This window comes from Aeromonas sp. FL131 (assembly GCF_049860615.1).
GTDB lineage: Bacteria > Pseudomonadota > Gammaproteobacteria > Enterobacterales > Aeromonadaceae > Aeromonas > Aeromonas hydrophila.
In genome coordinates this window covers 2,767,412-2,780,867 of sequence record NZ_CP187595.1, presented here as the reverse complement: position 1 = coordinate 2,780,867, position 13,456 = coordinate 2,767,412, and the positions used below count along the sequence as shown (strand labels likewise).

The 13,456-nt window shown below is 63.4% G+C and carries 12 protein-coding genes; 5 read left to right on the top strand and 7 right to left on the bottom strand.

Features of this window, described 5'->3' with window-relative positions:
• Positions 1-32: 32 nt before the first annotated feature.
• The 3 genes from xthA to ACPW75_RS12830 all read right to left on the bottom strand — a co-directional run bounded on the left by xthA (position 33) and on the right by ACPW75_RS12830 (position 3,623).
• Positions 33-839: an exodeoxyribonuclease III gene (xthA, locus tag ACPW75_RS12840; RefSeq protein WP_044800416.1), complete on the bottom strand. Its 807-nt coding sequence runs from the start codon at positions 837-839 to the stop codon at positions 33-35.
• A gap of 120 nt (positions 840-959) precedes the next feature.
• Positions 960-1,922, bottom strand: coding sequence for an ion channel (locus ACPW75_RS12835; protein ID WP_113994562.1), 963 nt, complete (start codon positions 1,920-1,922; stop codon positions 960-962).
• A 54-nt stretch (positions 1,923-1,976) separates the two neighbouring features.
• On the bottom strand, positions 1,977-3,623 hold the full coding sequence (locus ACPW75_RS12830; protein ID WP_024945060.1) for a tetratricopeptide repeat-containing response regulator: 1,647 nt from the start codon (positions 3,621-3,623) through the stop codon (positions 1,977-1,979).
• 324 nt (positions 3,624-3,947) lie between these two features.
• Between ACPW75_RS12830 and ACPW75_RS12825 the strand changes: the two genes are divergently transcribed.
• Complete coding sequence (locus ACPW75_RS12825; RefSeq protein WP_113994563.1) at positions 3,948-5,153, top strand: MDR family MFS transporter; 1,206 nt, start codon at positions 3,948-3,950, stop codon at positions 5,151-5,153.
• 146 nt (positions 5,154-5,299) lie between these two features.
• On the opposite strand, the gene ACPW75_RS12820 is transcribed toward ACPW75_RS12825, so the two are convergent.
• Entirely contained in the window at positions 5,300-6,340 is a 1,041-nt protein-coding gene (locus ACPW75_RS12820; protein ID WP_077097601.1) for an FAD:protein FMN transferase, read from the bottom strand.
• Between the two features lie 329 nt (positions 6,341-6,669).
• On the opposite strand from ACPW75_RS12820, the gene azu reads away from it, so the two are divergent.
• Together azu and ACPW75_RS12810 are read left to right on the top strand one after the other, a co-directional pair.
• Entirely contained in the window at positions 6,670-7,110 is a 441-nt protein-coding gene (gene azu, locus ACPW75_RS12815) for an azurin (protein ID WP_016351438.1), read from the top strand.
• 191 nt (positions 7,111-7,301) lie between these two features.
• A complete protein-coding gene (locus tag ACPW75_RS12810; RefSeq protein ID WP_011706750.1) occupies positions 7,302-7,505 on the top strand; it encodes a hypothetical protein in 204 nt (67 codons plus the stop codon).
• A 25-nt stretch (positions 7,506-7,530) separates the two neighbouring features.
• Here the strand turns inward: ACPW75_RS12810 and ACPW75_RS12805 are convergent, their stop codons facing one another.
• Positions 7,531-8,088 (bottom strand): HutD family protein, encoded by a 558-nt coding sequence (locus ACPW75_RS12805; protein WP_162498627.1) that lies wholly within the window; start codon positions 8,086-8,088, stop codon positions 7,531-7,533.
• Positions 8,089-8,371: 283 nt separating this feature from the next.
• Between ACPW75_RS12805 and ACPW75_RS12800 the strand changes: the two genes are divergently transcribed.
• Together ACPW75_RS12800 and ACPW75_RS12795 are read left to right on the top strand one after the other, a co-directional pair.
• Positions 8,372-9,340: a nucleoside hydrolase gene (locus ACPW75_RS12800; protein WP_077097605.1), complete on the top strand. Its 969-nt coding sequence runs from the start codon at positions 8,372-8,374 to the stop codon at positions 9,338-9,340.
• Positions 9,341-9,461: 121 nt separating this feature from the next.
• On the top strand, positions 9,462-9,797 hold the full coding sequence (locus tag ACPW75_RS12795) for a DUF3634 family protein (protein ID WP_017410690.1): 336 nt from the start codon (positions 9,462-9,464) through the stop codon (positions 9,795-9,797).
• Between the two features lie 62 nt (positions 9,798-9,859).
• Here ACPW75_RS12795 and ACPW75_RS12790 read toward each other — a convergent pair whose 3' ends face one another.
• Both ACPW75_RS12790 and ACPW75_RS12785 read right to left on the bottom strand, forming a co-directional pair.
• Entirely contained in the window at positions 9,860-11,059 is a 1,200-nt protein-coding gene (locus ACPW75_RS12790) for a c-type cytochrome (RefSeq protein ID WP_077097607.1), read from the bottom strand.
• On the bottom strand, positions 11,056-12,981 hold the full coding sequence (locus ACPW75_RS12785; RefSeq protein ID WP_077097609.1) for an NAD(P)-binding protein: 1,926 nt from the start codon (positions 12,979-12,981) through the stop codon (positions 11,056-11,058). The genes ACPW75_RS12790 and ACPW75_RS12785 overlap by 4 nt, the downstream gene beginning before the upstream one ends.
• Positions 12,982-13,456 lie beyond the last annotated feature (475 nt).

Sequence of the window (13,456 nt, the reverse complement as noted above, 5' to 3'; positions counted from 1 at the left end):
GGGGGCTTCAGATGCCCCCTCTGTTGCCGTTATCAGGCGAAGCAGGCCCAGATGGGGGCGTGATCCGAAGGCTTGTCGATGCCGCGCAGCTCATAGTCGATGCCGGTCTCGGTCACGGTGTCCTTGAGGGCGTCGGAGGCCATGATGAGGTCGATACGCAGGCCACGGTTCTCGTCAAAGCCCCTGGAGCGGTAGTCAAACCAGGAGAAGCGCTCGCACTCGGTGGGGTTGGCGGCGCGGAAGGTGTCGGTCAGGCCAAACCCTTTCAGCCGCTCCATCCACTCCCGTTCGATGGGCAGGAAGGAGCATTTGCCATCCCGCAGCCAGCGCTTGCGGTTCGCCTCGCCGATGCCGATGTCGAGATCGGTGGGGGAGATATTCATATCCCCGATCAGCACCAGCTGGTCATCCGGCGTGTGGTTGGTCTCCAGATAGTGCTGCAGATCCTCGTAGAACTTCTGCTTGGCCGGGAACTTGGTCTCGTGATCCTGACTTTCACCCTGCGGGAAGTAGCCGTTCATCACCTTGATGAGGGAGCCGTCTTCGCGCTCGAAGGTGGCCATGATCATCCTGCGCTGGGCCTCTTCATCGTCGGTGGGGAAGCCTTTCTCCACCTTGACCGGCTTCTGCTTGCTCATGATGGCCACCCCGTAGTGGGCCTTCTGGCCGTGAAACTCTACGTGATAGCCCATGGCCTCCACGTCGGCCAGCGGGAAGGCCTCGTCGTGTACCTTGATCTCCTGCAGGCCGATCACATCCGGCTGATGCTTGTCGATGATGGCTTGCAACTGGTGCAGGCGGGCGCGCAGGCCATTGATATTGAAAGAGATGATCTTCATGTCCGGGATGCTCATGTCATTTTTATAAGTGGCTATTGGACTAGGAATCCGCCGTGGATGCAAGTGAAGGCGAGGAGCCACATCCGGGGCGGGCCGCCCGCCGCAGCGGGCTCAGCGGGCTCAGCGGGTCATCTTCTTGACAAACACCACCACAAACAGCGCCAGCGTGAAGCTGCCGGTGAAGGCCTCGAAGGCGGCGAAGAGCCGTGAGAGGCCGATGGGGGTGAAGTCGCCATAGCCCAGGGTGGTGAAGGTCACCACGCTGTAGTAGAGGCATTCGAGCAGGAAGATGGCGTTCTGCTGAAAAGGGGCGCCGGGCCGGTAGATGAGGTGGTTGCCGTTGAAGCTCAGGCCAAAGAAGAAGTAGAAGATGCTGCAGATGAAGATGAGCAGCAGGGAGAAGAGCACCACCCGCATGGGGGCCTCGCCGTAGCCGCAGAACAGATCGACGATCCAGGAGGTGAAGCGCTGGGTCGACCAGAACGGCAGCTGCAGCCGGCGCATGGTGAGCTCCTGCTGGATGTAGCGGCCGGACATGGTGAAGATGCCCTGCGCCTCTGAGGCCTTGCGCAGATCCCGGTAGGTCTCTTCGGCTTCCTTCAGCCAGATACGGGCCTGCACCGGGTCGCGCTCCTTGCGGCCGCGCCGCTCCTGCATCAGCCGCTTGCCGGTATCCAGGTTGTCGAGGCGAGTGTTGTGCCAGCGAATGCCGAGCAGGTTGACGTCGTCGAGGGTGGCGCAGTGCAGGTTCGCTTCGCTGAGATCCGCCTTCATCAGGCTGCCGCCCTTGATGCGAATGCCGTAGAGGTGGGCCCCCTGCAGATTGGCACGGTAGAGGTTGCACTGCTCCAGCAGGAACCCCTGCGGGGCCCCTTTTTTCACCAGGTTGAGGCCCGTCAGATTGGCGCGGGCCAGTTGCAGGCCGTGACACAGCCCGCCCTGCTGGATGTAGTGCTCCAGCTCGCGGGCGGTGTGGGGATCCTGATGATTGGCGTGGGGATCGTGCCAGCGGCACAGATCATGGTCCCCCGCCTCTTCGCTGCAGTGGCGACCGTCCGCCACCAGATATCGACACATGGCCATCGCCACTCTCCTCCCTTTGCCGAGTCAGTATCAGCATAGGCGAGCGGGCCCTGGTCAGCTGAGCTGGGTAAACTCCTGACGCAGCTTGCGAAAACGATCCTGCTGGGCCGGATTGAGGGGGATGCCGTCCAGCACCTCCAGGGTCTCCTTGCACTCGGCGCCAAACTCCGGGCTCTTGCGATTTTTCTGCATCAGCTGCAGCAGCACCTGGATTTTGTTGAGGGCGGCGCCGGTATTGGCCGGGGCCCGGCGCAGCGCCTCGCGAAAGTGGCCGAGCGCCTGCTCCAGCTCGCCGCTCTGATAGGCCTTGATACCCAGTTCGTTGAGCTGTTGGTAGCGCTGGCGACGCTCAAGCACCGTCTTGTCGTCGCGGGTGGCCTGGATGCAGGTGGTGAGCAGCCGATCCTCGTCTTCGGCCAGCAACGCTTGCAGGCTCTCGGCATATTCGAATTCGCCGAGCTGATAGAGGGCGAGGATGGTCTCGCCCAGCAGGCTGGGGGGCATGGTGGCCGGCTGATCGAGCCAGTTCTGGTTGGCGCGATAGAGCATCTTCTTGCCCTTGAGCAGCTCGCCGAGGGCGATCTGTACCCGGGCCTGGCAGATCTGCTCGAACACCGGGTAGTTGAACTCCGACATCATCAGCGAATCGCGGATGCGCGACAGGGCCGAGTTGACCTGCTTTTGCAGGTTGGCGATGTGGTAGATGTCGTTGCTGTTGAGGGCGTAGAGGGTCAGCGACTGGATATAGGCCCCCAGGTAGTGGGGGGTGCGATGGATGGAGTTGCGCGACAGGTCGATCAGCGACAGCAACACGTCCTTGGCCTGGGCGTAGTCATGACGCAGCAGGCACACCTCCGCCAGCCGGCGGGAGAGCTGCACCGACTGGGGCGAGATGTCGACCGCCCGCTTGAGCTCCTGCTGGGCCTGTTCGTCGTTGCCGAGCGCGAGCTGGGACTCTGCCAGCCAGAGGTGGGCCTCCACCATCAGCGGGGTGTTCTTGAGGGTGGCCTGCAGGTGGCTCACCGCCTCTTCGTTCAGCCCCAGGGTGTGGCACGCCTTGCCGAGAGTTAGTCGGGCCCAGCTGTTCTCCTGGCCAGCCAGCAGCTGGCGCATCAGGCTGCGGGCCTCCTTGGCCTGGCCCAGCTTGAGCTGGGTGTCGGCCTGCAGACAGCGGCAGAAGTTGGCAAAGCGCGGCACCGCGTCGGCCCGCTCGGCGCAGGCGGCGAGCAGGGTGGGCAGATCCTCTTTGGCAAGGGCGCTGAACACGCTCTCCAGCGCCTGACGGCGGGCGAGGGCACGTTTGAGGCGAAACGAAAACTGCTCCTGGGAGAAGGGCTTCATCAGGTATTCGTCGGGCTCGGCCTCCAGCGCGCTCAGCACCATGGCGCGGGAGCTGTCGCCGCTCACCATGATCACCACGCTCTGGGGCGGAATGAGCTTCTGATCCCGCAGGCTCTCCAGCAGCTGGCGGCCGTTCTCGCCGACCCCCAGCTCGTAATCGAGCAGGTAGATGTCAAAAGTCTCTTTCTGGCAGCGCCGTCTCGCCTCTTCGGCCGAGTTGGCATAGGTGATGCGGCTGATGCCGATGTTGATCAGCATCGCCTTCATCATCACCTGAAAGGAGCGCTGTTCGTTGACCAGCAGGATGCGCTTCGGTTTGGGTGGGGCTTTTTTCTCTGGCTCGGATTCCGGTGTCTGCATCTGTCTGGTCAGGGCGCTACGGGCGGATAACAGAAGTGTGCCACCAAAGCGCGCAGACAGGCAATTGAACATGGGGCGCTGCCGCGGTTTTTCCGCCAAGCCCCGTCATTCATGGCTTCTGCCGGACCAAATAGGGGGGACTAGGGGGATGGCCGGCGGCGCATGCCAGCCTTGCCTGGATGGTGAAGTCGCCCACCGATGGCCGCTGAGCTCGTCCCTTGGGGCGGTTTTTTTCCGGACGGGGATTGTGCGCTCAGGTGTCTTTTGATACCACTGAATGCTTTCCCCTGCGGATCAGCTGCCATTGCGCGACAAGGAGTTCCCATGCGCCTGCCCCCCTTTCCTCCGCTGGTCTGGATCGTGATCCTGGGCACCTTCATGGTGCGCACCAGTTTCTTCATGGTCTGGCCCTTTCTCTCGATCCTGCTCTACCGGGAGTATGATCTCTCGGCGTCCGGCATCGGGATGCTGCTGGGCGGCGCGGCCGTGCTCTCCTGCCTCATCGGCTTCTACGTCGGCTGGCTCTCCGACCGGCTTGGCCGGCGCACCATACTGCTGCTCGGCTGCTCCCTGTCGTGCGGCGCCTACCTGCTGCTAGGGTTTGGCCACTCCCTCTGGCTCATCGCCCTCGGGGTGTTTGGCTCGGGTCTCTCCTACGCCTTCATCGACACGCCGGGCAAGGCGCTGATGGGGGATCTGTTGCCCGAGAAGGCGCAGCGGGAGCTGGCTCAGCACCTGCGCTACTTCCTGCTCAACGTGGGGGCGGGGGTGGGGCCCCTCATCGGCGTCATGGTGGGGCTCGGCGCGCGCCAGGAGACCTTCGTGGTGACGGCCGCCAGCTATGGCCTGCTCGGCATCGCCTTCCTGCTCGGTTTTCGCCGCGAGTGCGCTGGCCGGCCGGATGCGGGCCTCACCCTGGGGGCCATGCTCAGGGTGGTGGGGCGGGATCGGGCCTTCATGCTGTTCATCCTCGCCAACCTGCTGATGATGCTGGTCTACGCCCAGGTGGAGTCGCCGCTGATCCAGTACCTGACCCGCGCCGGCGCCCCCGAGGTGGAGACCCTGGTGGCCCTGCTGGTGGCCACCAATGCACTGACCATCATCACCCTGCAGTTTCCGCTGTTGCACCTGACCCGGCGCTGGCGGGTGAGCCTGCGGCTGCAGTTCTCCATCCTGCTGATGGCGTCCGCCCAGGTGCTGTTCGCCCTGTCGAGTCCGGCCCTGCTGTGGCCCTGGCTGGTGGCGGTGTTCTTGCTGAGCGTGGGGGAGGCGGTGCTGTTCCCGCTCTTCAACGTGCTGATCGACGAGATGGCACCGGCCCACCTCAAGGGGAGCTACTTTGGGGCCAGCGCGCTGGCCGGGCTCGGCTGGGCGCTCTCGCCTCTGGTGGGGGGCTGGCTGTTGCAGATGTGGGGCGGCCCGGCCCTGTTCGCCGTGATGACCGCGATTTGCGTGCTGGTGTTTCTCCTCTATGGGGCGGGCAACCGGGTGGCGCGCCCGTCTGCCGACTCGGCCGGCTGTGGGGAGTAGCATAAAAGCATCCGGTCGGTGGTCACTGGCCTGATGCCAAGCCACCGGTGGCCCCGGCGCATTCCATCGACTAGCGCCGACGTGAAGACAACAAGGCCCCGCAGTGCGGGGCCTCTTTTTATGACGGCTGGTTTATAGCTGCTGATTTATGGTTTTTTGGCCACCAGGTAGGGGGCGAACTGGGGAGTATGGCTGGCGGCGAAGCCCTGCTCGGTCTTGACGATGAGATAGACCGCGAGACCGTGCGCTTTGGCAAAGGCCATCGCCTGCTCCGGCCCCATCACCATGAGGGCGGTGTCGAGGGCGTCGGCCTCGAGCGCGGTCGGGGTGATGACGCTGGCGGAGACCAGCTTGTGGGTGATGGGCTGGCCGGTGGCGGGGTCGATGATGTGGGAGTAGCGCTTGCCGTCGAGCTCGTAGTAGTTGCGATAGCTGCCGGCGGTGCTGAGGGCCATGCCGTTGGGGATCACCACGTCCGAGAAGGCGCCGGGCTGGTCGGACGGCTCGACGATGGCCACCCGCCATGGCTTGCCCTTGGCGTTGTTGCCCTTGCTGCGCACGGCGCCGGCCACCTCGATGAGGTAGTTGTGCACCCCTTTTTGCTCCAGCAGGCTGGCAATTTCGTCAGAGGCCGCTCCCTCGCCCAGGGTGGAGAGATCGAGGTAGAGATCGGGGATGCGCTTGCCGAGCAGGAAATGATCTCCCTCGGGCACCAATGTCAGCCGGTCGATGCCCACTTTGTGGCGGGCATTGGCAATCTGCTCGGGGCTGGGCCGTTTGACGGGCCGCTTGTCCGGCCCGAATCCCCACAGGTTGACCAGCGGGCCCACGGTGACGTCGAGCTTGCCTGAGGTGAGATGGCCGGCGTCGATTCCCTGCTGCACGATGTTGGCCATGGTGGCGGGAATGGCCATGGGCGGCTGGCCGCTGCCCTGATTGAAGCGGGAGATGAGGGAGTTCGGGTCGTAGGTGGAGATCTCGTAATTCATCCGCACCAGCAGGGCATCGACCTCTTGCTGCAGCGCCGGCTCGCCGCCCGGGAAGGGGTCGCTCAGGGTCACCGCGTAAAAGGTGCCCATGGTCTTGCCCTGAATGCGGGTCTGGGTCGGGGCCGGTTGACAGGCGGTCAGCATCAGCAGCAGGGTTAACAACAGGCCACGGTGGGCCGGGCGAGCAAGAAGCGGCATGACGGATCTCTTTGGCTGAAACGGATGGCACGGGACGCAAGCGTGCCGGGGTCGCCAGCTTAGCCAAGGGGGCGGCGGCGGGCGAGCCGTGGCTGGACAAAAGTGCAGGGGATAATTAAACAAAGAGTGGTTAGTGGGCGGCGCGGCCGGTTCGGCCAGACAAAAAATGGGGGCAATCTGGTGACCTGACCCGCAGCTTTGCGCTAAAGACATAGCCGAATGACGACAGTTGAGTAGAATAAGGTCGATTTTGACAGCATGTTTGCCAGCCATGGTGCGAGCCCGCAGGCAATTGTGTTGCCATCTATTGCCAATCAAAGGAGAGGATGATGAAAAAGGCGATTACCCTGCTGTTTCTGAGCACCCTGGCGGCCCCGGCTCTGGCCGATGAGTGCGCGTTGGTCATCGAAGGCAATGATGCCATGCAGTACAACCTCAAGGAGATGAGCGTCCCGGCCACCTGCAAAGAGGTCACCGTGACCCTGAACCATACCGGCAAGATGCCGGTGACCGCCATGGGCCACAACTGGGCGCTGGCCAACACCGCCGACTATCAGGCCGTGGCTACCGCGGGCATGAGCGCCGGTGCCGACAACAACTACCTGCCCAAGGATGACCCGCGCGTGCTGGCCCACACCAAACTGGTGGGCGGCGGCGAAAGCACCAGCGTCACCTTCAAGACCGACGGCCTGGCCGGCAAAGATCTCACCTTCTTCTGCTCCTTCCCCGGCCACTTCGCCATGATGAAGGGCACCTTCAAGGTCGGCTAAACACCGCTTGTCGACCCAGAAGCCGGGCACTGCCCGGCTTTTTTGTGCCCGCTTGTGGCGTCGGTTGGATGTCAGTGCGGGCACTATCGCGCGCCGTTTTATGATCCGGCGCCGGGTGAACGGAGGAGTGAGCGGGTAAAATAGGCGCCTTTCGGGCCTGCTGGGCCCGCTCGAGAGGAAGCAAGGTCGTCATGAAAGCCATGAAATGGGTGATCAGCGGTTGCCTGCTGCTGGTATGCGCCATCGCGCTGGCAGCGGAGCCGCCGGTCAAGAAGAGCAGAAACGGCATCTGCCATCCCCAGGGCGGCACCTATTACAGCCGCACCAAGCACTACACCCCCTACGACTCCATGCAGGCCTGTCTCGACAGCGGCGGGCGGGCGCCCAAACGCTGACCGGGGTCAGGCCTGCTCCTGCCGCCTATTTGGACAGCAGGGTAAAGAAGGCGATGGCGCTCTTCTTCTGGCAGTCGAAGTGGATGCTCTGCTCGCCGCTGATCAGCAGGGTCTCGTTGACCGCCATGGGATAGCCCGCCGCCGTGAGCTGGCCACTCAACAGGTAACAGAGATAGGTCTTGTCCGCTTCCAGGGTGAGGGTGAGCGGGAAGGGCAGGTTGAGCACCCGCACGTTGGCGCTGAGGCGGGCCGGATCATAGATGAGCCCCAGATCCGTCACCTCTTTTTTCAGCAGTTCGCAGTGGGTGTCGTCATCCCCGCTGAAGTGGGCCGCCTCGAAGGTGGCGTAGGGATGGCCGTTGAGCACGAAGCCGGCCCCGCTGATGGGTAGCAGGATGCGCTGATAGCCGGGAAATTTCGAGAAGGGGCCGGCCCCCTTGATGGGCGCCGAGCTCAGCCGGTAGGCAAAATCGAGCCTGTCGAGGCTGGTGCCGGCAGGGGAGATGAGGATCTGGGCTGTGGTGCCCTGCTTGTTTTTCCAGGGCATCTTCAGCTGGTCGGACTCTTTTATCAGGGTGATCAATGGCGCCTCGGCAGGTGGTGAGCGGGGTGAATCATGTGGCCCAGTGATACCACCCCGCCCGCCGCTCCACAAGGTTGCCGCCGTCCCCGGCCATCCACTTGCCCACTATTTCGCCGGCGCCACCCACTTCACCCCTACTTGTCCCCTGCCGCGTCATCATCCCTGTATGAAATGCCGCCACTTGGGCAAGGCGGGCAAGGGCAAAGCCTCAGGCTGTGATCCCGGCGCTGTTAAAGCGGCGGCGGCTCGCTACACTGGCTGCTCTGTTGCCCAAGGAGGCCCCATGACTCACAAGATCATTCTGGATACCGATCCCGGTATCGATGACGCCATGGCAATTCTGTTTGCCGAAGCCCATCCCGCCATCGAGCTGCTCGCCATCACCACCGTATTTGGCAATGCTACCATCGAGAACGGTACCCACAACGCCCTCTGGCTCAAGCAGCAATACGGCATGAAGGCGGACGTGGCGCAGGGAGCGGCCGCTCCGCTGCGGCGCGAGCCGGTGGGCCCGACGACCGTGGTGCACGGGCCGAGCGGGTTTGGGGATGTGACGGCGGGGGAGGTGACCCTCGCGCCGGATCCCCGGCCGGCCTGGCAGTATATCGTCGAGGCGGTGAAGGCCGCCCCCGGCGAGATCTCCCTGGTCACCATAGGCCCGCTCACCAACCTGGCGCTGGCGCTGCAAGAGGCCCCCGAGATCACCGGCCTGGTGAAGCAGGTGGTGGTGATGGGAGGCGCCTTTGGCGTCAACGGTCATCGCGGCAACGTGACTCCCTATGCCGAGGCCAACATCCACGATGATCCGGATGCTGCCGACCGGGTGTTCACCGCCGACTGGCCGGTGGTGATCATCGGGCTGGACGTGACCCAGCAGAGTTTCTTCAGCAGCGCCTATCTCGACGCGCTGCGCGACGACGCGGGCGAACCGGGGCGCTTCCTGTGGGATGTCAGCCGCTTCTATCTGCGCTTCTATTCGGAGCGGATCGGGCTCGACGGCTGCCACGTGCACGATCCGTCCGCCATCGCCTACGTGATCGATCCGACCTTGTTCACCCTGCGCGAGGGGCCGGTGCGGGTCATCAACGAGGGGCCCGCCATCGGTCACACCCTGCAGAAATTTGACGGCAAGTCCCATCCCCACGACGGCTGGGCCGATTATCGTGCCCAGCAGGTCGGGGTGGCGGTGCGGGATCAGGCACTGCTGGCGCTCTATCGGGAGACGCTGGTGGCCTGGGGTCGCAGCCGCTAGCGGGCTCGGCGAGCAGGGTGGCCTGCGGCCGGGATTGAGGCGCGGCTGTGATCCGCGCCAAACAATCGGGGGCCAGTTGCGGCTTATACTGGCAGCAACCGTGTGAAGAAGGAGAAACAGGATGGCCTGGTTGTCGTTGCTGGTGGCGATCGCCCTCATCTGGTGGTTGATGAAGCTGGGGCGTGGCGCCCTGTTCGAGATCCGGCTTGCGCCAGGCAAGGTGCAGGTCAAGCGGGGCAAGGTGTCGCCTGCGTTCATCGAGCAGGCCAGGCAGATCCTGCGCCACGAGACGGTGCGCGGGCGCATCCTGGGTCAGCGGGATGGTGATGGGGTCAAGCTGGTCTTCTCCCGCTCCATTCCCGAGCCGGTGGCCCAGCGCTTTCGCAATATCTTCCCCTATGGCGATTACCGGTTGGGGGCGGTGCCGCTCTCCGGCTCCAAACCACGCAAGGGGTGAGTCGTCACTCACATAGCAAACGGGCCTCCACTGGAGGCCCGTTTCGTTATGGTCGGCGCAAGTTATTGGTGCAGGGCGCGCTGGGCCTTGACCGTCTCCGGCTTGATGGCCACCCCTTCATTGCCCCAGGAGGCGCGCAGGGTGTTGACCAGCTCGGCGATCTGCTGATCGTTGAGGGTCCAGCCGTAACCCGGCATGTGGTAGCCGATGTTGCCCTGGGTGACCGGGGTCTCGGCGCCGTGCAGCAGCACGTTGAGCAGGCTGCTCGGGTCCTCGGCCAGCACGGTCTGGTTGCCCACCAGCGAGGGGATCACGTGGTCATTGCCCTGGCCATTGACTCCGTGGCAGGTGGAGCAGTACATGGCGTAGTCCGCCTTGCCGCCGGCGCTGGCGTAGGCCCGGTTGCCCTTGCTGGCCACCGCGTCGTCGCCGAGTTCGGTCAGGTAGGTGGCGATGCTGGCCAGATCTGCGTCACTGAAGTACTGGCTGCTGTGCGTGATCACTTCCGCCATGGGGCCGCTGACGGCCTGATGCTGGCTGCGGCCGGTTTTCAGCAGGTCGATCAGCGCCTGCTTGTCGTAGCGGGTGCCGCGAATGTTGGGGGCATACCAGCCATCCAGGGTGGCGCCGCTCAGATAGAGGGGATCCGCCTCGGTCAGGGCTTTTTCCTGCATGCCGAGCCCGCGTGGGGTGTGGCAGCTGCCGCAGTGGCCCGCCCCCTGCACCAGATAGGCACCGCGATTCCACTCCTCGCTCTTGCCGGGCACCGGGGTAAAGCGACTGTCATCGTGATAGACCCAGTTCCAGCCGTTGAGCGGCCAGCGCATGTTGAGCGGCCAGGGGATGTCGCTCTCCTTGTTGGCAACAGCCTGCGGCTGCACATCCTGCATCAGGTAGTGATAGAGGGCGGTGAGATCCTCATCGCTCATCTTGGCGTAGGCGGTGTAGGGCATGGCCGGGTAGAGGGGATCGCCGCTGCGGGTGATCCCTTCGCGCATCACCTTGATGAACTCGGGCAGGCTGTAGTTGCCGATGCCGTGGGTCTTGTCGGGGGTGATGTTGGTGGCATAGACGGTGCCGATGGGGGTGGGGAAGCCCTTGCCGCCGGCCAGCGGCTTGCTCGCCTCGCTGGTGTGGCAGGCGGCGCAGTCCCCCAGCTTGGCCACGTATTCGCCGGCCGACATGGCAGGCGCAGCCTGCAGGGTGAAGGCGGGCAGGGCCAGCAGCACGGCGCTGGCTGTCAGGGTCAGGGAACGGATCATTTGGCACCTCCCTTGTGCATGGCAACCAGCTCGTTGACGGCGCGCCAGGCCTGATCGATGGCGGAGTGGGCGTAGGGGCTCCAGTCCGAGTCGGAGTTGGCGATGGTGATGTTGCCGACCGGCTGGCGGCCCAGCTCGATCCACTTGTCGCATTGCTCCTCGTCATCGAACAGGGTGTTGGTGATGTAGGAGTAGCCGTGGGACCAGCGGTTGACCGTGATGGCGAGGATATCCTGCTCATGGTTGAAACCGGCGCCACCCAGCATTCCCTGCAACTGTTCGCGGATCATCTGCTCGTGCTGCTCGAACGGCATGCCGAGGATCATGGCGCGCCCCTTGCGGGACTGCTCGCGGGCCGACAGACCGCTGCCCGGCAGGGTCGGCACGTAGACCATGTGCAGGCACATGGGTTGGTCCGGGTTCTTGGGATGCTCGTAGCCGCCGAGGTTGACCGGGTAGTCGAGCTTGACCCGGCTGTAGGGGGCGGCGGGGGAGTAGACCTCGTGCACCCCCAGCTTGACGAAGGACTGCCAGTTCTTGATCACCACCTTGGTGTAGACCAGCGGCGCCTTGACGTTCTGGCGCAGCGCCTCCTTCTGGGGCTCCGCCATCTCGGGCACCATGTAGGGGATCATCATGTTGTAGCCGGCCATGATGGACTGCTTGGCCCGCACCCGGTGCAGTTTCCCCTCCTTGATGTAAGTGACATCCACTCCCTGTTTGCCGTCTTTGAGCGGCACGTTTTTGGCCTGCAGTGCCGTGCTGCCAAGGCGCAGCTGCACCTTGTGCTCGGGCAGGTCGAGCTTGCTGTAGTCAAACTTGGCCAGCACCACGTCCTGCATGGTGTGGCCGGGGGCCACCTGCGGGATGAGCTTGCGCACCATCAAGCGGGTCAGGCCGGCGTTGCCGTCCGGGAAGTGGAAGATGTAGGGATCGTCCAGCTCCGCCTGCTCTTCGGCATCGAGCGGGGTCAGGTTCATGCCACCGAAACCGGGCAGGGCGCACAGGCGTGCATCGGCGCAGGCGGTGGCGTCGATGCCGACCGCCTGGAAGTCGTTGGTGCGTTGCTGGAAGTAGGTAATGGCCCGCTCGCTCAGGCCCACCTTGTCGCGCAGGAAGGTGGTGTAGCTGTTGCGGGTCATCCAGAGATCTTTTTCCGCCTGGGTCATGCCGCTCAGGTAGTCGGTCTTCTCCTCGTGTAGCGCCAGCAGGGCCGCCTTGTCGGCATCATCGAGCGGGAAGTCGCCGATAAACTCTGCCAGCGGCCGGCCGTTCAGGCGATCGCGCGGGATGTCGTCGGCCACGTTGTGGCCCGGGTCACCGCTCACCACCTTGTTGACGCCAAAGTGCTTCTCGTCGAAGTAGACGCCGCGGCTCAGCCCCAGATCCGGGTAGAAGGTCTGCTGGAAGCCTTTGGCCAGCTCGTCGATGTTGACCTCGAGTGCCTTGAGCAGCCCCAGTGCCACCGGACTGTAGACAGAGCGCGGCGATTGCAGGGATTCGCTGCCACCGTAACCCAGCCGCAGGCCGTCCGGGGTGGTGAACTCGTTGCGCTTGGCATGGCCACCGAAGTCGTCGTGGTTGTCGAGCAGCAGGATCTTTTTGTCCGCGCCGAGCAGTTGCTGATAGAAGCAGGCCGCCGCCAGACCGCTGATGCCGGCGCCGACGATCACCAGGTCGTATTCGCCCTCGAGGGGAATGTTGGCGAAGTCATACTGTTTGCCGTCGCGGGCGATGCTGTGGGCCGGTTCGAAGGAGCCCGGGTGGTTGCCGCGCAGCCCGGTGAGGGCGGGCGGGTAGACCAGCGTTTTTTCAGCCAGCGCCGTGCCGCCTTCGGCCGCTTGCAGCAGCTTGATGGGGGCAACCCCGGCCGCAATGGTAATGGCGACGCCGTTGAGAAAGTCTCTGCGTGTGATGCTCATGGCAATCCCTGTGTATGAAGAGTCGAGTGAGAAATGGGATAAGGTTGAATTCGTGACTGGCGAGTAACGAAGGGGCGCAACCTACCGCCATATCCGGATGGAGTCCATGTGTTTGATAATAACTTATTAAACAAAATGATGGACCCTGTGATCGACCAGGTCGCATGAGACGTATGTGGTGTGCATGTTTGCGGGTAAAGCCGTACCAATCTCATGGAATTAATTGAAATTTAATTTGATTAATTATGGTTAATTTCGAGTCCCTTGGTTGTTCTGCCTTGAGCGACCAAATGTGCACGAATTTCAGCCCGGAATTTCGTCGGCTAGCCACAAAGGGGTGTCATTTGTCCTTGTTAAGTAAAGGGATAAATCACGGAGTGTCTGTTTAATAAACAGATACAGGGTGAAATGGCACCAGCTGGCGATGAAAGGGGGTCGAGGCGGTTTTGATAATTTTCATGACGTCAAGGCATTA

Coding starts and splice junctions, on each gene's coding strand:
- ACPW75_RS12825 (WP_113994563.1), top strand. CDS start 3,948: ATGCGCCTGCCCCCCTTTCCTCCGCTGGTCTGGATCGTGATCCTGGGC.
- ACPW75_RS12785 (WP_077097609.1), bottom strand. CDS start 12,981: ATGAGCATCACACGCAGAGACTTTCTCAACGGCGTCGCCATTACCATT.
- azu (WP_016351438.1), top strand. CDS start 6,670: ATGAAAAAGGCGATTACCCTGCTGTTTCTGAGCACCCTGGCGGCCCCG.
- ACPW75_RS12835 (WP_113994562.1), bottom strand. CDS start 1,922: ATGGCCATGTGTCGATATCTGGTGGCGGACGGTCGCCACTGCAGCGAA.
- ACPW75_RS12795 (WP_017410690.1), top strand. CDS start 9,462: ATGGCCTGGTTGTCGTTGCTGGTGGCGATCGCCCTCATCTGGTGGTTG.
- ACPW75_RS12790 (WP_077097607.1), bottom strand. CDS start 11,059: ATGATCCGTTCCCTGACCCTGACAGCCAGCGCCGTGCTGCTGGCCCTG.
- xthA (WP_044800416.1), bottom strand. CDS start 839: ATGAAGATCATCTCTTTCAATATCAATGGCCTGCGCGCCCGCCTGCAC.
- ACPW75_RS12830 (WP_024945060.1), bottom strand. CDS start 3,623: ATGCAGACACCGGAATCCGAGCCAGAGAAAAAAGCCCCACCCAAACCG.
- ACPW75_RS12810 (WP_011706750.1), top strand. CDS start 7,302: ATGAAAGCCATGAAATGGGTGATCAGCGGTTGCCTGCTGCTGGTATGC.
- ACPW75_RS12800 (WP_077097605.1), top strand. CDS start 8,372: ATGACTCACAAGATCATTCTGGATACCGATCCCGGTATCGATGACGCC.
- ACPW75_RS12820 (WP_077097601.1), bottom strand. CDS start 6,340: ATGCCGCTTCTTGCTCGCCCGGCCCACCGTGGCCTGTTGTTAACCCTG.